Origin of the sequence: Aequorivita aurantiaca (assembly GCF_030410135.1) — a bacterium.
Taxonomy (GTDB): Bacteria; Bacteroidota; Bacteroidia; order Flavobacteriales; family Flavobacteriaceae; genus Aequorivita; species Aequorivita aurantiaca.
Window position 1 is genome coordinate 139,613 of sequence record NZ_JAUGQQ010000003.1, and the last position, 14,530, is coordinate 154,142.

12 protein-coding genes are annotated in these 14,530 nt (G+C 38.6%); 6 read left to right on the top strand and 6 right to left on the bottom strand.

Annotation, left to right across the window (positions count from 1 at the left end; genetic code table 11):
* The first annotated feature begins 14 nt into the window (after positions 1–14).
* A complete protein-coding gene (locus QRD02_RS06390; protein ID WP_290254099.1) occupies positions 15–1,469 on the top strand; it encodes a TonB-dependent receptor in 1,455 nt (484 codons plus the stop codon).
* On the opposite strand, the gene bcp is transcribed toward QRD02_RS06390, so the two are convergent.
* Positions 1,466–1,918: a thioredoxin-dependent thiol peroxidase gene (gene bcp / locus QRD02_RS06395; protein WP_290254100.1), complete on the bottom strand. Its 453-nt coding sequence runs from the start codon at positions 1,916–1,918 to the stop codon at positions 1,466–1,468. The genes QRD02_RS06390 and bcp overlap by 4 nt on opposite strands.
* Before the next feature lie 30 nt (positions 1,919–1,948).
* On the opposite strand from bcp, the gene QRD02_RS06400 reads away from it, so the two are divergent.
* Positions 1,949–2,587 carry an endonuclease III domain-containing protein gene (locus tag QRD02_RS06400; RefSeq protein ID WP_290254101.1) on the top strand — a complete coding sequence of 213 codons (639 nt, stop codon included), beginning with the start codon at positions 1,949–1,951 and terminating at the stop codon, positions 2,585–2,587.
* Positions 2,588–2,677: 90 nt separating this feature from the next.
* Here the strand turns inward: QRD02_RS06400 and QRD02_RS06405 are convergent, their stop codons facing one another.
* Together QRD02_RS06405 and QRD02_RS06410 are read right to left on the bottom strand one after the other, a co-directional pair.
* The gene (locus QRD02_RS06405; RefSeq protein ID WP_290254102.1) at positions 2,678–2,830 is read right to left on the bottom strand and encodes a hypothetical protein; all 153 of its coding nucleotides are present in this window, start codon (positions 2,828–2,830) and stop codon (positions 2,678–2,680) included.
* 57 nt (positions 2,831–2,887) lie between these two features.
* A complete protein-coding gene (locus QRD02_RS06410) occupies positions 2,888–3,472 on the bottom strand; it encodes an RNA polymerase sigma factor (protein ID WP_290254103.1) in 585 nt (194 codons plus the stop codon).
* A 257-nt stretch (positions 3,473–3,729) separates the two neighbouring features.
* On the opposite strand from QRD02_RS06410, the gene uvrA reads away from it, so the two are divergent.
* Together uvrA and QRD02_RS06420 are read left to right on the top strand one after the other, a co-directional pair.
* The gene (gene uvrA / locus QRD02_RS06415) at positions 3,730–6,507 is read left to right on the top strand and encodes an excinuclease ABC subunit UvrA (RefSeq protein ID WP_290254104.1); all 2,778 of its coding nucleotides are present in this window, start codon (positions 3,730–3,732) and stop codon (positions 6,505–6,507) included.
* Between the two features lie 254 nt (positions 6,508–6,761).
* A complete protein-coding gene (locus tag QRD02_RS06420; RefSeq protein ID WP_290254105.1) occupies positions 6,762–8,042 on the top strand; it encodes a hypothetical protein in 1,281 nt (426 codons plus the stop codon).
* Positions 8,043–8,114: 72 nt separating this feature from the next.
* Here the strand turns inward: QRD02_RS06420 and QRD02_RS06425 are convergent, their stop codons facing one another.
* From QRD02_RS06425 to QRD02_RS06435, 3 genes are all read right to left on the bottom strand, one after another.
* A complete protein-coding gene (locus tag QRD02_RS06425) occupies positions 8,115–9,395 on the bottom strand; it encodes a glycosyltransferase family 4 protein (RefSeq protein WP_290254106.1) in 1,281 nt (426 codons plus the stop codon).
* Between the two features lie 87 nt (positions 9,396–9,482).
* On the bottom strand, positions 9,483–11,924 hold the full coding sequence (locus tag QRD02_RS06430; protein ID WP_290254107.1) for a YfhO family protein: 2,442 nt from the start codon (positions 11,922–11,924) through the stop codon (positions 9,483–9,485).
* Between the two features lie 102 nt (positions 11,925–12,026).
* The gene (locus QRD02_RS06435; RefSeq protein WP_290254108.1) at positions 12,027–12,290 is read right to left on the bottom strand and encodes a DUF4834 family protein; all 264 of its coding nucleotides are present in this window, start codon (positions 12,288–12,290) and stop codon (positions 12,027–12,029) included.
* Positions 12,291–12,396: 106 nt separating this feature from the next.
* Between QRD02_RS06435 and QRD02_RS06440 the strand changes: the two genes are divergently transcribed.
* Both QRD02_RS06440 and QRD02_RS06445 read left to right on the top strand, forming a co-directional pair.
* Positions 12,397–13,374, top strand: a complete 978-nt coding sequence (locus tag QRD02_RS06440; protein WP_290254109.1) for a transporter — start codon at positions 12,397–12,399, stop codon at positions 13,372–13,374.
* Positions 13,375–13,383: 9 nt separating this feature from the next.
* Positions 13,384–14,502, top strand: a complete 1,119-nt coding sequence (locus QRD02_RS06445) for a GNAT family N-acetyltransferase (RefSeq protein ID WP_290254110.1) — start codon at positions 13,384–13,386, stop codon at positions 14,500–14,502.
* The last annotated feature ends 28 nt before the right edge of the window (positions 14,503–14,530 follow it).

Genomic DNA, 14,530 nt, shown 5'->3' on the forward strand with positions numbered 1-14,530 from the left:
AATAGAACGTTGCTATGCCAGAATCCATAATAGGAGACAAGGAATTTGAAAATATTCCTTCCATAAAAAGTAAGGCTTTACGTATAAATCTGAACGAGAACATTTATGGCACTTTTGCCGAAATTGGTGCCGGGCAAGAAACCGTTCGTAATTTTTTTAGGGCCGGCGGCGCATCTGGTACCATTGCAAAAACAATGTCTGCGTATGATAAGGATTTTAGTGACGCTATTTACGGCATTGAGGAAGACGGTCGGTATGTTACGGAATCGAGGCTCCAAAAAATGCTTTCCCATGAATTTAATTTAATTGAAGAGCGCATCAATCGCGAAAAGCACCCAAACAGGCTTTTCTTTTCCTATGCCAATACAGTTGCCACCATTGATTTTGCTAAAAAATACAAAGGCCATGGTTGGGTGGGCATTCGGTATCAAATTGATCCGAAAGAGCCGTATAATGAAATAACCCTGCACATTCGTTTTCACGAGAATGATGCGCAGTTGCAGCAAATTACCTTGGGAACTTTGGGCGTAAATCTTATTTATGGGGCTTATTATAAATACGACCAGCCCAATAAACTGCTGCGTTATCTTTACGATCATATCGATAAGGATAAAATTGAAATTGATACTATAAATTTTTCCGGACCCCGTTTTGCTGAAGTTGACAACCGGCTTATGAGCCTTCAATTAATTAAAAACGGCATGACCGATGCGGTTATGTTTGATCCTGACGGGCACAACATTTTACCTGCTCGCATCCTTTATAAGAAAAATATATTGGCCCTTCGTGGAAGTTTCAGACCGGTAACCAAGGTGAACATTGATATGTTCAGACGTTCTTATGAAATGTTTCTAAATGAAAATAGAGTAGAAAAAGAGAGAACCGAAGTGATTTTTGAAATTACACTTTCAAATTTGCGCGCTGAAGGCGAGATAGATGAGGAGGATTTTATGGACCGTGCCCGATTGCTCTGCTCCTTGGGATACACGGTTATGATTTCTAACTTTCAGGAATACTATAAACTCGTGGAATATTTTTCGCGATACACTAAAATGCGAATGGGCCTGGCAATGGGGGTGAACAATTTGGTTGATATTTTTGATGAAAAGTATTATCGACATTTGAGTGGTGGAATTTTGGAAGCTTTCGGAAAATTGTTTTTTAAAGATTTAAAAGTATATCTATATCCGATGAAAGATCCCGAAACCGGGGAGTACATCAATAGTGAAAATCTAAAGGTGCACCCACGCATGAAGGAATTGTATAAATTTTTTAAATACAACGGTAAAGTGGTGGACATTGCAGATTATAATCCGGAGAATATGGATATTTTTTCCCGAGAGGTATTATCAAAAATAGATTCGGGAGAGGATGGTTGGGAAGAAATGCTACCACCGGGTGTTGCGGATATTATAAAAGAGAAAGGTCTTTTCAATTATAAGGCACTTTCGGCGAAAATGAATAATTAATCCAGAATTTGGGCCGCGTGATCTTTGGTTTTGACGCTATCTATTACGCGGGTAATCGTTCCGGTTTCGTCAATTAAGAATGATTTTCTATGTATGCCTTCATATTCCCTGCCCATAAACTTTTTTAGGTCCCAAACCCCAAAGGCATTAATAACTTCTTTATTTTCATCAGCCAGCAATGGAAATGGAAATTTGTATTTGTCCTTAAAATTTTTCTGACGCTTTTCAGTGTCTGCACTTACTCCCAAAATTTCAAAACCTTCATTCTGAAGACGCTTATAATTATCGCGCAAATTGCAAGCTTGAGCCGTACAGCCAGGAGTATTAGCTTTAGGATAAAAAAACAGTATCCATTTTTTGCCATTATAATCAGATGCTGAAATGATATTCCCATCTTGGTCCTTTACCTCAAAATTGGGCACCTTGTCCCCTACTTTTAACGTTTTCATTATGCTTATTTTTGCGTAAAAATAAATAAAATGACAAAACAAGAAAAGGTAACTTTCGTTATTGAAACATTAAATGAACTTTATCCACAAGTTCCCATTCCATTAGACCATAAGGACCCCTATACCTTATTGATAGCTGTTCTTCTTTCCGCACAAAGTACCGATGTTCGGGTGAATCAAATTACACCTCTTTTGTTTGAGATTGCCGACAACCCTTATGATATGGTGAAACTTTCTGTGGAGGAAATCCGGGAAATAATTAAACCTGTAGGTCTTTCACCTATGAAGTCCAAAGGAATATATGGACTTTCAAAAATATTGATTGAAAAATATCAGGGCCAAGTTCCCGCTGATTTTGATGCATTGGAATCACTTCCGGCAGTTGGTCATAAAACAGCTAGCGTGGTTATGAGTCAAGCTTTTAATATTCCTGCTTTTCCAGTGGATACTCACATCCATAGGCTAATGTACCGATGGGGTTTTTCAAATGGAAAAAATGTTGTGCAGACAGAAAAAGATGCAAAAAGATTGTTTCCGATGGATTTGTGGAACACGCTTCATCTCCAAATCATTTGGTACGGAAGGCACTACAGCCCAGCAAGAGGATGGGATTTGGAAAAGGATATAATTACGAAAACCATTGGCAGAAAAAAGTTAATAAATGAATAAATGGAGAAGCGCGGATGAGCGAGGCAATCTGAATATTCAAGAGAAGCAAAAAAAAACCCCGAAAAGCTAATTCCAGGGTTTCTCCAAAGTTTAGTTTAGAAGTGCTTCAAACTTCATTTTATGGTAATCTATAACACTTAAAGCCATCGAATAATCCAGAAGAAATTTTATGGTTTCTTCTTTTGGAACAAGATTTTTATTCACGTCGTCCACACGTGATGTTTCCGGGTAAAATTTTTGCATAGAATGTTATTTTGAGGTTTTATTTCCAAATAACGCAGCAAAAATTAGTTTATTGTATCAATTGGTCAATATAATATTATGTTTGTCAATTACTTTACGCAAATTGATGAGCGCATAGCGCATACGACCCAAGGCAGTATTGATGCTCACGCCGGTTTGAATGCTTATTTCCTTAAAGCTCATGTCTTTATAAATACGCATAATCAATACTTCTTTTTGATCATCCGGAAGTTCTTCTATCAATCTTCTGACGTCATTTTCCACTTGACCTTTTATAATTTGTCGCTCAATATTTAAGGAATTATCACTCAATACCGAGAATATATTGAAATCATCATTATTCTCAAATTTGGGCATTCGGTTATTTTTGCGGAAATGGTCGATTACCAAATTATGGGCAATGCGCATTACCCATGGCAAAAATTTGCCTTCCTCGTTATAGGCTCCCCTTTTCAATGTTCTTATAACCTTAATGAAAGTGTCCTGAAAAATATCTTCAGCAACATCCCTGTCGAAAACCTTTGAATATATAAAACTGTAGATTCTTTGCTTGTGACGAGTTATTAACTCGCTGAGTGCAGATTCATTACCGCTCATATAAGCGTTTACCAAAAACGCATCAGAATTTGTGCTTTGCTTCATATCAATACTTCTTTAAAAAATAAACAACTATGGATTTTGGTTGCTTAGTTACAATGTTTATTTGTTTAAAAGTAATGATCAGCTATAGGCAATATTTTTTTTATATGGCGTTAAGAGCCGTAAATATAATAACAAAGAATTCACAAATGCAAAAAAAAGGTTAAATATTTCTATTAAAAATAATACGATACACGAGGATGCATTCCTAATGCTGATATACTATCTTTGCTAAAAGCTAAAAATTAAGAAGATTTAAATTGATTGCAGAAACATTTGATACTAAAAAAAATATCCTGATTCAGGGGGCAAAACTCCACAACCTTAAGGACATAACAGTCGCAATTCCTCGAAATAAATTAGTGGTTATTACCGGGCTTTCTGGAAGTGGAAAATCTAGCCTCGCTTTTGACACTTTATATGCTGAAGGCCAGCGGCGATATGTAGAAAGCCTTTCCAGCTATGCTCGCCAATTTTTAGGAAGGCTGGACAAACCAAAGGTTGATTCCATTAAAGGAATAGCGCCAGCAATTGCCATTGAACAAAAAGTAAATTCCACCAACCCGCGGTCGACAGTGGGTACCTCCACGGAAGTATATGATTATTTAAAGTTATTATATACCCGTATTGGAAAAACCATTTCGCCAATTTCGGGAAAAGAAGTTAAAAAGGACACAACAACGGATGTCATTAATTTCATAAAAAAATTTCCGGAAGGTGAAAAACTACTGCTTCTTGCGCCAGTTCATTTGGAAAAAAACAGATCGATCGACAACAAAATTCAAGCTCTTGCCCAACAGGGGTATTCTAGGATTAAGAGCAAAGGGGAAATTTTCAGAATTGACGAATTGCATGATAAAATCTTGCCGGGGAATATTGATTTGGTTATTGACCGAATAATCACCAAGGAGGAAGACGATTTCTACAACCGTCTTGCGGACGCAGTTGAAATTGCCTTTTTTGAAGGAAAGGGAGAACTTTTTATTGAGGAGCTCTCAACCAAAAAAATTACGTCGTTCAACAATCGTTTTGAAGCTGATGGCATGGTTTTTATGGAGCCCAATGTTCATCTTTTCAGTTTTAACAATCCTTATGGCGCATGCCCCACTTGCGAAGGTTATGGGGATGTGATTGGTATTGATGAGGATTTGGTAATTCCAAACACAGCGCTTTCCGTTTATGAAAATGCCATATTTCCTTGGCGCGGCGAAAGTATGAGTTGGTATCGAGATCAATTGGTGAACAATGCCTACAAATTTGATTTTCCAATCCACAAACCTTGGTTCCAGCTATCCGACACCCAAAAACAACTGGTCTGGGAAGGAAATAAATATTTTGAGGGCCTAAATTCCTTCTTCTCTTTTTTGGAATCCAAAAGCTATAAAATACAAAACAGAGTAATGCTCTCGCGTTATCGCGGAAAAACGAAATGCACAACCTGTAAGGGAAAGCGTCTGCGTCCCGAAGCTGGCTATGTAAAAATAAACGGTACTGCAATTCAAGAATTGGTGGAATTACCGCTGGATAGAGCTGCGGATTTTTTCAAAAAAATTAAACTTACGAAATTTGAAGAAAAGGTGGCCAAACGCTTGTTGCTCGAAATCAATAACCGCCTGAAGGTTTTGGAAGATGTTGGCCTAGGATATCTTACCCTAAACCGAAAATCGAACACTCTATCCGGAGGCGAATCGCAACGAATAAATCTTGCAACCTCTCTTGGAAGTAGCCTTGTTGGCTCCATGTATATATTGGACGAACCCAGCATCGGGCTCCATCCAAAGGATACCGAAAGATTGATCACTGTTCTACAATCTCTCCGTGACTTAGGAAATACAGTTATTGTAGTTGAACACGACGAAGACATTATGAAAGCGGCCGATCAAATCATAGACATTGGCCCCGAAGCGGGAACATTTGGCGGCGAGGTTGTTGCCCAGGGAAGTTATGCCGAAATACTAAAATCCAGTTCTCTTACGGCCAAATATTTGAACGGCGAAATGGAAATTGAAGTACCGAAAAAGCGACGAACCTCAAAAAACAAAATTTCCATTAGAGGCGCCAGGCAAAACAATCTTAAAAACATTGACGTAACCTTTCCGTTAAATATTTTCACGGCGGTTACAGGAGTTTCCGGTAGCGGAAAAAGCACTTTGGTGAAGAAAATTCTTTATCCCGCTTTAATGAGGGAAATTGGTGGATACGGCGAAAAACCCGGCCAATTTTCAGAAATAAAAGGGGATTTTGGAACAATAAAAAGTATTGAATTTATTGACCAGAACCCGATTGGCCGTTCCAGCCGAAGCAATCCAGTAACCTATATTAAAGCCTACGATGACATCCGGAATCTTTATGCATCCCAAAAACTTTCAGATATACGGGGTTATAAAGCCAAACATTTCAGTTTCAATGTTGATGGCGGGCGTTGCGAAACCTGTAATGGAGAAGGCGAAGTTACAATAGAGATGCAATTCATGGCGGATGTGCATTTGATTTGTGACACCTGTAATGGAAAACGTTTCAAAAAAGAAGTTTTGGAAGTAACTTTCCAAAACAAGAATATTGATGACGTTCTTACCATGACTGTAGATGATGCGGTGAAATTTTTTAATGAGCACAAACAAGATAAAATTGCGGCAAAGTTACAACCCTTGCAGGATGTGGGGCTGGGCTATGTTCAGTTAGGCCAAAGCTCTTCCACGCTTTCTGGAGGCGAGGCACAACGTATCAAATTAGCATCTTTTTTGGTGAAGGGAACATCCAAGGAAAAAACCGTGTTTATATTTGATGAACCCACAACGGGGCTTCACTTCCATGATATTAAAAAATTATTGGCTTCCTTTTATGCTCTATTGGAAAAAGGGCATACCGTAATAGTAGTTGAGCACAATTTGGATTTGATAAAATGTGCTGATTTTATAATAGACTTGGGCCCGGAGGGCGGCGAAAATGGAGGAAATATTGTGGCACAAGGAACTCCCGAAAAAATCGTTCAAATAAAGGATTCTTTTACTGCCTATTATTTAAAAGATAAACTATAAGATATTATACTTTTATGGCACACTAATTGAAACCAAAAATAGAAAATATATAGTTTTTAGTTTTTGGTTGGTTAGTTTTTAAAATCCGTCAAATGTGATAAAACACTTTGGCGGATTTTTTATTTTATGAATATTCCTGCTTCAATTTTCAAAAAAACACTTTTAAAACTTGGCACGGTCGTTGGTAAAATACCAACGTGCTCAGCTGACCAAAAAAATAAAGCAAGTACGAACCTATTAAATTTTCAACATTTATGAAAAATCTCGCCCTAATTTTCAGCATCCTGTTCGTTGGATTTTCAACCAATCAAACATCCGCAAAAAATAATGACAATCACAGAAAAGGTTATAACGGTAACGCCTATATATTTGTGGAAGGCGATGTGGAATTCTCAGTTTTTCCCGATGGTCAGTTTGACTTTGTTTATATTGGCCCACAAACTTCATCCCAAGTAGTCATTAATACTCCCAACGTTAACATCAGCTTCAATTCAGGCTATGATTATGAAACCTACGTACAGTATGATGATTACGGCGCAGTAATTCAAGTGGAAAATGTACCCATATATTATGACGAATATGGTAGAATTACACAAGCCGGAAGCGTTGATATTCGCTACAATAATAGAAGGATTGTACGAGTTGGCGGATTGAATGTAATCTATAATAATTATGGATATTTCTCCCATTGCTCCGGAGTTATTAATATGCATAACCCCTATTATGTTTATCGTCCGTGGCACGTGTATTATGCCCCGCCCATTTACACCCACTGCGTGGTGTATGATATGCCCTATAGAAGATATTACAGTCCCGTAAGGTATAGCTACCACGATCATTTGGTTTATTATAAAAATAGAAGTCGCACAGCATATCACAATGGCCGAAGAGATTTTTACCGTCCCGGAAGCCGTATTTATGACAAAAATGGGAGGGCCACTGTAAATAGAAATTACAACCCAAACCGTGCTAACACTATGGTTGCTTCAAACAATACACGTACAAATAGCACTTTAAGAAGCAACCAAACCCAACGTAATAGCGCAGTTAGAAATAACGATAGCCGAAACAGCCGTGTAGATCAAACCAACGTTTCAAGAAGCGGCTCCGCAATTAGAAATAGTAGCATTAACAGTAAAGGCGCAACATCGGTTGATAGAAGCACACGTAGTTCACAAAGAAATTCCAGTACTGCTTCCACAAGAAATAGGGAGAATGCGGGTGAAAATAATTCTATTCGCAAAAGCAATACTTCTACTAAAGATGTAAAAGCCATTCGAGGTGAAAATTCGGTACGGTCGCAACAAACGCAACGTACAAATAATGGAAGAAATGTAGAAAATCAGCAGACGCAACGCGTTTCTTCAAAAAGTACTCGTAGCACTACCTCAAGTGCGAAGGTAGCTTCACCAAATCGGCAATCCGCAGGCAGGAAAACAGTGTCAAAATCAAACACCGCCTCACGTAGCAGTGATGGGAGAAACTCCTCAAGAGGAAATACCACGAAAGAAGTGGGCTCAAGAGGAAGAGGATAAGAAAGTTTTTTGGTTGGTTGGTTAAACCCCTGTGAATCACTAACAGTGAAGATCGGGGGTTTACTTTTTTATTTAAGAATTTACAATTAGTGAAGCCATACGCTTTGTGATTTCGCGTCTGCTGTACTTTTCGATTCCTTGAGAAATAATTACCAACTTTCCACTTTTATATTTTTCGTACAATTGAAGTATTTCCCCTTTCAATTCTTCGTTATCCCAGTAACCGAAAAATTTGCCCGATTGCGTTTCGTCAATAATTCCCTCAATATCGCTTTCCTTTGGCCCCAACGCTATTATTGGGCGCTTCGCCGCCAAATATTCAAAAAGTTTTCCGGGAATAATTGCTCGCGTTTCGGCACTGTTTATTTCCACCAAAAGCAACAGTTGGCTTTCCCGCTGAAGCCTTAGCGCCTCGGAATGTGAAATGTAACCCAAAAAACTGCAATTCTCTAAAAGATTCAAACTTTCAAGACTCTTCTTCACTTCATCGCTTACGGCGCCAGCAAATTTCAGCATCAAATCATTTTTAAAAGTTTTACTTTCCTTACAAATTTCCGAAAGAACTTTCCATAAAACCTCCGGATTGCGTTCACTTAAAAGTGACCCAATGTGCGAAATTGAAAAGAGGCAATCCAGTTCAAAATCAATTTCTTTGGAATTATCAAAGCCATTGGTAATTATCTCTATCGGCGTGCTGGTAATCGTTTCAAATTCCTTTTTCGTCGTGGGGCTCGTTACCGTTATTATATCCGCTGATTTCAAAACCGAAGCTTCCAATTCCTTATGTCTTCTTTCGGAAGTTTTGTTCAATCGAAGGGATTTGTGATAGTGAATTGTTGTCCACGGGTCACGAAAGTCCGCAATCCATTTCACGTCTAATTCCTTTTGAAGTTGCTTTCCAATAAGATGAAGACTGTGCGGTGGACCTGTTGTAATCACCACATCCACAGGATTTTCAGAAATATATTTTGAAAGAAATTTTACCGATGGTTTCACCCAAGCCACACGCGCATCGGGAATGAAAAAATTTCCGCGGATGTAGAGCATGAATTTTTCAAGCGATGAAATTTTCTTATTGGAAATAATCCCGCTACTTATCTGTTTGGTTTTCTTTTTTGAGAAAATCTTTGCAAAACGATATGGCTCGTTAATCCGGGCCTTTAATATTTCAATGTCGGAAGGAATTTCTGTTGAAAAGTTTTCATCGACAAAAGGATAGTTGGGATTTTCCGGCGCATACACAATCGGTTCCACGCCAAACTCCCTGAAATATTTTACGAATTTTAACCATCTCTGAACGCCCGGCCCACCCGCGGGTGGCCAATAATATGTGATGATTAGGGCGCGTTTCATTATGGGTTATTATGTGATTAATTATTATTGGTTTGATTCTGAATAAAGCGAATAGCTTAAATATTTTTTCAACCTAATACAAAATAATTAAGCTGATTCTCCTTTATCTTTCTTCTTAAAAGCAAAATAAATACCGCTCAACAGAATCAAGAGAAAAATAATACTGCTTATCAATGAAATGGTGCTTCCAGTTTGGATTACTTCGGGTTCAAATTTAAATTCGATTTTGTTGTTTCCCGAAGGAATGGCCATTGCACGTAGCAAATAATTGGCGCGGAAATATTCCGCAGGTTTCCCGTTGATGTACGCATTCCACCCATGTGGATAATAAACTTCGGAAAATATAACCAATTGTTCAGTGGCAGAGGACGCTTCATAAACCAAATGGTTGGGTTTATAGCTGAACAATTCAATAGTGGCGGTGCTATCCCTTCCAATGTTCCGATTTGGGACTTGCGGAAGAAATTCCTTGTTAATTACTGCGACTCTTTTAGTATCCAAACTATCCAATAATTGTATTTCCTCATTGGCATTATCGGCCGGAAGAACATTATCAACAAACCACGCGTTACCGTTGGCATATGGGTTGCGCTGCGCCACTGCCCCACCGTTTTTGTTTTGCACTATAATATAGCGCACGTTCATCATATTCAGAATTCCAATATTTCCTTGGCTGATATAATATTCGTATAAATCCTGCATACGGCCTGGTTTCGCGGCGTGATATCCGCCCAAGGTTTTGTGAAAATAGCTAGCGCGCCCACTGTTGAAAGCATTAGTTGTAGCATCATAAACTCGATAATGGCCCTCATCATTCAAAATTTGATCGTCAGCGGCATTTTTCTGAAAAGGCTCATCCACCAATTTTGCCTGTACAAATGCCTCTTCGTTTACATATCGTCTGTCAACGCCCACCAAATCTATTATCACCAAAACAGAAAGTGCTGCAATGGCAAAGCCCTTTTTCAATTTTCCTTTTATAAAAAACCAAAGCACGGCAGCTGTCAATATCACAAAGATCAGCGAACGGATAGCATCGGAGGTGAACAATGACATTCTATCCTCGCGGATTGCCTCCACAAAAGGCAAGCCCATTTCGTCCCTAAAGTAACTGTCATAAGGACCGGCAAAATCGAAAAGGGTATTTTTAAAAAGAATAAAAATTAAAGTAAGTCCGCCCACAATTCCGGTGGAATAAATTAATGCCTTTCTTTTTTCCGCATCCCTTTCAAAATGGTTGAAAAACTGGTGCAACCCAACAATAGCTAGTATTGGAAGGATTAATTCAATAATAACTTGGATTGAAGAAACCGCGCGAAATTTATCGTATAACGGAACATTTGCAATAAAGAATTCCGTAAGGCCGCTGAAATTCTTTCCCCACGACAGCAGCAATGTTAATGCAAACGCTGAAATCACCCACCACTTTAATCGTCCGCGAACCAAAAACAGAGCCAATACCGCCAGAAAAATAATAATTGCACCTACATAAGCCGGCGCTCCCACAAAACTCTGATCGCCCCAATACATCGGAATTTGGCTTAAAACTTGGTTCGCCTCTTGCGATGAAGCACCCATCCGCATCAAACTTTCCACGGTTTTTGAATCCTTCGGAAATGCTTCGGAGGAACTGCCGCCCATAAACCGCGGGATAAACAGGTTAAAACTCTCAAGTTTTCCGTAGCTGTACTCGGTAATGTAATCGTAATCTAAACCTGTTTTGTTATCTTTTGGAGTGCCGTCCACATTATTAGTTAATTCGGTTTTTCCACGGGTTGAAGTTTCGGCATATTCCTGGGTTGCCAAAATATTCGTCGCATTTAAACCAATGGCAAGAATTACAGCAACAGCCATTATGCCCACTGCCTTAAAATAATGTGGCAATAATTTCTTTTTAACAGCATCAATCAAATATACGATGCCAATTATTATGACCAAAAGCATTAAATAATATGTCATTTGGAAGTGGTTCGCCACCAATTCAAGAGCCATTGAAACAGTCAGCAATAAAAATCCCCAAATATATTTTCCGCGGAAGGTGAGAAAAATTCCACTCAAAACGAGCGGCATATAAGCAATGGCATGGGCCTTTGCGTTGTGCCCGACGCCTAAAATTATTATCAAATAAGTGGAAAAACCAAATGCCAAAGCGCCGAGAAATGCCAATTTATAATCCACTTTTAGCACCAAGAAAAGGATGTACATTCCAATAAAATATAGAAAAAGATAATCCGCAGGGCGCGGTAGAAAACGAATGGCCAGATCTAGCTGTTTTATATAATTGTTTGGGTATTTGGCGCCCAATTGATAGGTTGGCATCCCGCCAAAAGCCGCATCGGTCCAATAAGTTTCTTCGCCGGTTTCATTTCTGAAATCGTTTTGCTGCTTTGCCATGCCCGTGTACTGCACAATATCGCTTTGAAATATTTTCTTGCCCTGCAAAACAGGGTTGAAATATGCCAGCGAGGCCACGATAAACAAAACGAAAACAACGAGATGCGGAAGAAATTTTTTATAGTCGGGTTGCATAATTTGGTTTTGGAATATGAAGTGGGGAAATTATGAAAAAATGTTGAATGACGGATGCTGTGTGACGGGTGTATATCTTATACGATCATCCAACACCCAGCTTCACTCCACCTCTTCATATTCAACATATTCCCCAACTTTTTTGCTGGAGCGGGAATTGCGGGATGGATTTTTATCAATGGTTATATTTCCCTCTTTTTCACGCTGGTTGCCCATATTTGAATTGTTTCCGAAGAATTGCTCAAACTGCTGCCCGGCCTTTTTTGAAATGTAACGCATTAAATATGGGGTGGCGAGCCTGATCAAAAATTTAAGCCCAAAATATACCAGAAGAACGATTAAAATCGTTTTTAGGAATGTTATCATAATTGTAAAATTGATTCCAAAAATAAGTATTGATGCAGAAAAAGACGAATGTTCTCTATTAAATAAATGGTAAAATCTTATATCTTTGAACTAAACCCAACTTTCCATGAACATTAAATTTCCCTATTCATTTTTCCTTTGCTTTTTTACCTTTCCAACCGTGTTTGCGCAGTACACCGAAATGATTAATACCAATCGTCCGGGGGGTTCACAAGGCGCTTTTGCCGTTGGTACCAACGTGCTTCAGTTTGAAACAGGATTTAGCTATGGAAAGGAAAAGCACGATCTATTGGAAACTGAAACAAATGCTTGGGCAATAGATTATTCTGTTCGTTATGGTTTCTGGAAAGAGCTCCTTGAGGTGAGCTTAATGTGTGAATTCCAATCAAACAATGTAACGGACAACCGATCAACAACAGCAAGGGAATACAGCCTTTCAAATTTTAAAAGCAATACCTTGGGTGCGAAATATTTAATCTACGACCCATATCGAAAACGCGAATTGAAAGGGCCAAACCTTTATAGTTGGAAGGCAAACAATCGAACACAGTGGGCGGATTTAATTCCGGCAATTTCCATATATGCCGGAGCCAATTTTGATTTCGCCGACAATCCATTTACACCCGAACCAGAAGGAAAAATTAGTCCGAAATTCGTTCTTTCAACACAAAATAATTTTATTGGTGGTTGGGTTTTTGTGACGAATATTATAGTAGATCGAGTAACTACGGATTTTCCAACCTATGGATACATTGTCACGCTAACTCACGCCACCAACCGCTGGTTCTCAGTATTTTTGGAGAACCAAGGTCTTAAAAGTGATTTCTATTCAGACCAATTACTTCGCGGTGGCGCGGCAACGTTGATCAACGAAAATTTTCAGGTGGACCTTTCCCTAACCTATAGCTTTAAAGATACCCCGTCAAAGTTTTATGGCCGTGCAGGTGTTGCCTATCGGTTTGATATGCACGACAAAGATGAATATCTGGAAGATGATGCCAATAAAGAGCTGAAAGAAAAGGAAAAGAAGGATAAAAAGGACGCAAGAGAGGAAGAATTGGTTCCAGAAGATAATGGCGAATAATTTTATTATATGATTACTGTAAAACAACTAACCTCCAACAGCGAACTGAAAAAGTTTGTGACTTTTCCCTTTAAGCTTTATAAAGATAGTAAATATTGGGTTCCATCATTGATTAAGGACGAAATGGAAACTTTAGATACCGAAAAAAATCCGGTTTTTCAGAATGCCGAAGCTTGGTATTATTTTGCCTATAAAAATGATGAAGTGGTTGGAAGAATTGCTGTTATTCTGAACCATTTGGAAGTGAACGAAATTGGAAAGAAAAAAATCCGTTTCGGATGGCTGGATATGGTGGACGATATTGAAGTGACCAAAGCACTTTTGGAAAAAGCTTTTGAAAAGGGCCGAGAGCACAACCTCGAATACGCTGAAGGTCCCGTTGGGTTCAGCAATATGGAAAAAGCTGGGATTTTGACACTGGGTTACGAGGAAATGAACACCATGATTACTTGGTATCATTATCCCTATTATGCCGAGCACATGAAAAAACTTGGTTTTGAAAAACAGGCAACTTGGGTGGAATATACCCTTAAAATCCCCGAAACTATTTTCGAAAAAGTTGCAAAATTTTCGAAGATTGTTCGGGAGCGGTACAAACTTTCCGTTATTCGCTTTAAGGACAAAAAGGAGATTTTGCCTTACGTAGATGAAATGTTCGGTCTTTTAAATAAAACCTACAACACTTTACAAACCTTTGTTCCCATCCAGCAATACCAAATTGACTATTACAAAAAGAAATATTTCAGCTTTATTCACCCCGATTATATTTGTTGCATCAAGGATGAAGCAGGAAAGTTAATTGCCTTTTCTATTGTAATGCCTTCCTTTTCCAAAGCCTTGAAAAAAGCGAATGGAAAACTTTTCCCTTTTGGTTGGAATTATATTTTGCAGGCGCAAAAAAAGAACGATACCGCTGCGTTTTATTTAATTGGAATAGACCCAGAATACCAAGGAAAAGGAGTTACGGCGATTATTTTTGAGGAAATGCAACATCTCTTTAATTCAAAAGGAATTCATACCGTTGAAACAAATCCAGAATTGAAGGAGAATACTGCCGTGCAATTGCTTTGGAAGGATTACAATCCTGTGCAACATAAGGAACGGAGTACTTTTAGGAAGGATATATAAATTAAAAAATCCACCTAAATAAGGTGGA